Below are 5,354 nucleotides of genomic sequence, written 5' to 3'. Positions count from 1 at the left end.
AAGATTGTCCGGCGGTGTCCTACTCTCCCACACCCTCCCGAGTGCAGTACCATCGGCGCTGGAGGGCTTAGCTTCCGGGTTCGGAATGTTACCGGGCGTTTCCCCTCCGCCATGACCGCCGTAACTCTATGAACATGTCAAACACACTCACGTGGGGTGTTCGGTTGTTCAGAGTTGCACAGTGGACGCGTAGCAGCTTGGTAGTCAAGTCCTCGGCCTATTAGTACCGGTCAACTGAACCCGTTACCGGGCTTACATTTCCGGCCTATCAACCCAGTCGTCTAGCTGGGGGCCTTACCCCACAAAGTGGGTGGGATACCTCATCTTGAAGCGAGCTTCCCGCTTAGATGCTTTCAGCGGTTATCCCTTCCGAACGTAGCTAACCAGCCGTGCCCCTGGCGGGACAACTGGCACACCAGAGGTTCGTCCGTCCCGGTCCTCTCGTACTAGGGACAGCCCTTCTCAAGTATCCTACGCGCACGGCGGATAGGGACCGAACTGTCTCACGACGTTCTAAACCCAGCTCGCGTACCGCTTTAATGGGCGAACAGCCCAACCCTTGGGACCTGCTACAGCCCCAGGATGCGACGAGCCGACATCGAGGTGCCAAACCATCCCGTCGATATGGACTCTTGGGGAAGATCAGCCTGTTATCCCCGGGGTACCTTTTATCCGTTGAGCGACACCGCTTCCACATGCCAGTGCCGGATCACTAGTCCCGACTTTCGTCCCTGCTCGACCTGTCAGTCTCACAGTCAAGCTCCCTTGTGCACTTGCACTCAACACCTGATTGCCAACCAGGCTGAGGGAACCTTTGGGCGCCTCCGTTACCCTTTAGGAGGCAACCGCCCCAGTTAAACTACCCACCAGACACTGTCCCTGAACCGGATAACGGTCCGAAGTTAGATACCCAAATCAACCAGAGTGGTATTTCAAGATTGCCTCCACCCATACTGGCGTATGGACTTCACCGGCTCCCACCTATCCTACACAAGCTAACTCAAGTACCAATGTCAAGCTATAGTAAAGGTCCCGGGGTCTTTCCGTCCTGCCGCGCGTAACGAGCATCTTTACTCGTAGTGCAATTTCGCCGGGCCTGTGGTTGAGACAGTGGGGAAGTCGTTACGCCATTCGTGCAGGTCGGAACTTACCCGACAAGGAATTTCGCTACCTTAGGATGGTTATAGTTACCACCGCCGTTTACTGGCGCTTAAGTTCTCCGCTTCGCCCCGAAGAGCTAACAGGTCCCCTTAACGTTCCAGCACCGGGCAGGCGTCAGTCCATATACATCGAATTACTTCTTCGCATGGACCTGTGTTTTTAGTAAACAGTCGCTTCCCCCTGCTCTCTGCGGCCATACAACGCTCCACCCGCGCGGGGCTTCACGTCTCCGGCCCCCCTTCTCCCTAAGTTACGGGGGCAATTTGCCGAGTTCCTTAACCACAGTTCGCCCGATCGCCTCGGTATTCTCTACCTGACCACCTGTGTCGGTTTGGGGTACGGGCCGCTAAGAACTCGCTAGAGGCTTTTCTCGGCAGCATAGGATCACTGACTTCACCTGAATCGGCTCGGCATCACGTCTCAGCCTATATGCGCCGCGGATTTGCCTACGGCACGGCCTACACGCTTACCCCGGCACAACCACCGGCCGGGCTCAGCTACCTTCCTGCGTCACCCCATCGCTTGACTACTACCCGTCAGGTTCCCACGCTCGCCTCGTTCGGTCCGAAGACCTCCCGAGGTTCGGGTGGTTAGCACAACGAGGTTCGTCAGGGTCGCTCTTTCGCGGGTACGGGAATATCAACCCGTTGTCCATCGACTACGCCTCTCGGCCTCGCCTTAGGTCCCGACTCACCCAGGGCGGATTAGCCTGGCCCTGGAACCCTTGGTCATCCGGCGGAAGGGTTTCTCACCCTTCTTTCGCTACTCATGCCTGCATTCTCACTCGTGCCGCGTCCACAACTGGGTCACCCCGTTGCTTCACTCGCGGCACGACGCTCCCCTACCCATCCACACACCTGCACAAGGAATCAAGTCCAAGCGAGGTTGAAATGTGAATGCCACAGCTTCGGCGGTGTGCTTGAGCCCCGCTACATTGTCGGCGCGGAACCACTTGACCAGTGAGCTATTACGCACTCTTTAAAGGGTGGCTGCTTCTAAGCCAACCTCCTGGTTGTCTATGCGACCCCACATCCTTTTCCACTTAGCACACGCTTAGGGGCCTTAGCTGGTGATCTGGGCTGTTTCCCTCTCGACTACGAAGCTTATCCCCCGCAGTCTCACTGCCGCGCTCTCACTTACCGGCATTCGGAGTTTGGCTGATTTCGGTAAGCTTGTGGGCCCCCTAGACCATCCAGTGCTCTACCTCCGGCAAGAAACACGCGACGCTGCACCTAAATGCATTTCGGGGAGAACCAGCTATCACGGAGTTTGATTGGCCTTTCACCCCTAACCACAGGTCATCCCCCAACTTTTCAACGTTGGTGGGTTCGGCCCTCCACGCGGTCTTACCCGCGCTTCAGCCTGCCCATGGCTAGATCACTCCGCTTCGGGTCTAGAGCATGCGACTGAATACGCCCTATTCAGACTCGCTTTCGCTACGGCTCCCCCACACGGGTTAACCTCGCCACATGCCACTAACTCGCAGGCTCATTCTTCAAAAGGCACGCCGTCACCCCGCAAGGCTCCGACGGATTGTAGGCGAACGGTTTCAGGTACTATTTCACTCCCCTCCCGGGGTACTTTTCACCATTCCCTCACGGTACTCGTCCGCTATCGGTCACCAGGAAGTATTTAGGCTTACCAGGTGGTCCTGGCAGATTCACGGCAGATTTCAGGGGTCCGCCGCTACTCGGGAACACCCACAGAAGGTCAGCAACTTTCACCTACCGGACTCTCACCGTCTACGGTCAGCCATTCCAGACTGTTCGACTAGCCACTGACTTTGTAACTTCTCGAACAAGTGTCAGCTTGTTCAGCAGGGTCCCACAACCCCGACCACGCAACCCCTGACAGGTATCACACGCAGCCGGTTTAGCCTCAATCCGCTTTCGCTCGCCACTACTCACGGAATCACTTGTTGTTTTCTCTTCCTACGGGTACTGAGATGTTTCACTTCCCCGCGTTCCCTCCACACACCCTATGTGTTCAGGTGTGGGTGACACCACATGACTGGTGCCGGGTTTCCCCATTCGGACACCCTGGGATCACAGCTTGGTTGACAGCTCCCCCAGGCCTATCGCGGCCTCCCACGTCCTTCATCGGCTCCTGGTGCCAAGGCATCCACCGTTCGCCCTTGACAACTTGACCACAAAGATGCTCGCGTCCACTGTGCAATTCTCAACAAACGACCAACCCACAACCCGACACGCCCCACACCTGCACCCCCTGAAAGGGGATCCGGTTTGCGAGGCCAGGTCATGCCTGGCGCCGGCGGAACCCTTGGTTCCGCTCGTCGGCTCTGAAAGACAACACGAGGTTGTTCCTTCAGGACCCAACAGGGTGCTCTACATCCTCCCCCAGCCGCACCAGGACCTCGTTCCACACCACCACACGGGTGGCCGTACTAGAAGGAACCCAGCCGTTGCCAGGGAAAAACTCGCCAGTGTCTCCGCCATTGAGCACCCCGCCACCACATTCGGATGGCGCGGGCTCCATACCGTCTTTCGACGGATGGTGCTCCTTAGAAAGGAGGTGATCCAGCCGCACCTTCCGGTACGGCTACCTTGTTACGACTTCGTCCCAATCGCCAGCCCCACCTTCGACGGCTCCCTCCACAAGGGTTGGGCCACCGGCTTCGGGTGTTGCCGACTTTCGTGACGTGACGGGCGGTGTGTACAAGGCCCGGGAACGTATTCACCGCAGCGTTGCTGATCTGCGATTACTAGCGACTCCGACTTCACGGGGTCGAGTTGCAGACCCCGATCCGAACTGAGACCGGCTTTTTGGGATTCGCTCCACCTCGCGGTATCGCAGCCCATTGTACCGGCCATTGTAGCATGCGTGAAGCCCTGGACATAAGGGGCATGATGACTTGACGTCATCCCCACCTTCCTCCGAGTTGACCCCGGCAGTCTTCGATGAGTCCCCGCCATAACGCGCTGGCAACATCGAACGAGGGTTGCGCTCGTTGCGGGACTTAACCCAACATCTCACGACACGAGCTGACGACAGCCATGCACCACCTGTGACCGCCCCCGAAGGACCTCACATCTCTGCGAGTTTTGCGGCCATGTCAAACCCAGGTAAGGTTCTTCGCGTTGCATCGAATTAATCCGCATGCTCCGCCGCTTGTGCGGGCCCCCGTCAATTCCTTTGAGTTTTAGCCTTGCGGCCGTACTCCCCAGGCGGGGCGCTTAATGCGTTAGCTGCGGCACAGGGAACCGGAGAGGCCCCCCACACCTAGCGCCCAACGTTTACAGCGTGGACTACCAGGGTATCTAATCCTGTTCGCTCCCCACGCTTTCGCTCCTCAGCGTCAGTATCGGCCCAGAGACCCGCCTTCGCCACCGGTGTTCCTCCTGATATCTGCGCATTTCACCGCTACACCAGGAATTCCAGTCTCCCCTACCGAACTCTAGCCTGCCCGTATCGACTGCAGGCCCGCAGTTGAGCTGCGGGTTTTCACAGTCGACGCGACAAGCCGCCTACGAGCTCTTTACGCCCAATAAATCCGGACAACGCTCGCGCCCTACGTCTTACCGCGGCTGCTGGCACGTAGTTGGCCGGCGCTTCTTCTGCAGGTACCGTCACTTACGCTTCGTCCCTGCTGAAAGAGGTTTACAACCCGAAGGCCGTCATCCCTCACGCGGCGTCGCTGCATCAGGCTTCCGCCCATTGTGCAATATTCCCCACTGCTGCCTCCCGTAGGAGTCTGGGCCGTGTCTCAGTCCCAGTGTGGCCGGTCGCCCTCTCAGGCCGGCTACCCGTCGTCGCCTTGGTAGGCCATCACCCCACCAACAAGCTGATAGGCCGCGAGCCCATCCCAGGCCGAAAAACTTTCCACCCCCAACCATGCGGTCAGAGGTCCTATTCGGTATTAGCCCCGGTTTCCCGGGGTTATCCCAAAGCCTAGGGCAGGTTGCTCACGTGTTACTCACCCGTTCGCCGCTCGAGTACCCCGAAGGGCCTTTCCGCTCGACTTGCATGTGTTAAGCACGCCGCCAGCGTTCGTCCTGAGCCAGGATCAAACTCTCCAACAAAAATCTTTGCTGAACAATCATCCTGACAACAAAAGTGTTGCCAAAGGAATCCCAACCGAATCAGACCAAAGCCTGACCAGTCCGGGGTATAAATCAATTTGGCACTGGCTTTTCAAGCACCCTGTTGAGTTCTCAAAGAACAACCACACACCA

General features: G+C 57.8%; 3 rRNA genes. All 3 read right to left on the bottom strand.

What is annotated here, in order from left to right:
* Window positions 1-6: 6 nt before the first annotated feature.
* Window positions 7-123: ribosomal RNA gene (gene rrf / locus ABZS80_RS33205) — 5S ribosomal RNA — on the bottom strand.
* A 77-nt stretch (window positions 124-200) separates the two neighbouring features.
* Window positions 201-3,309 (bottom strand): 23S ribosomal RNA (locus tag ABZS80_RS33200).
* Between the two features lie 377 nt (window positions 3,310-3,686).
* Window positions 3,687-5,201, bottom strand: a 16S ribosomal RNA gene (locus ABZS80_RS33195).
* The 16S, 23S and 5S rRNA genes sit together here, the layout of an rRNA operon.
* Between the last annotated feature and the right edge of the window lie 153 nt (window positions 5,202-5,354).

This window comes from Micromonospora sp. NPDC005305 (assembly GCF_040607315.1).
GTDB lineage: Bacteria > Actinomycetota > Actinomycetes > Mycobacteriales > Micromonosporaceae > Micromonospora.
The sequence above is the reverse complement of the archived record's forward strand: the minus strand, read 5'-3'. Positions and strand labels throughout refer to the sequence as shown.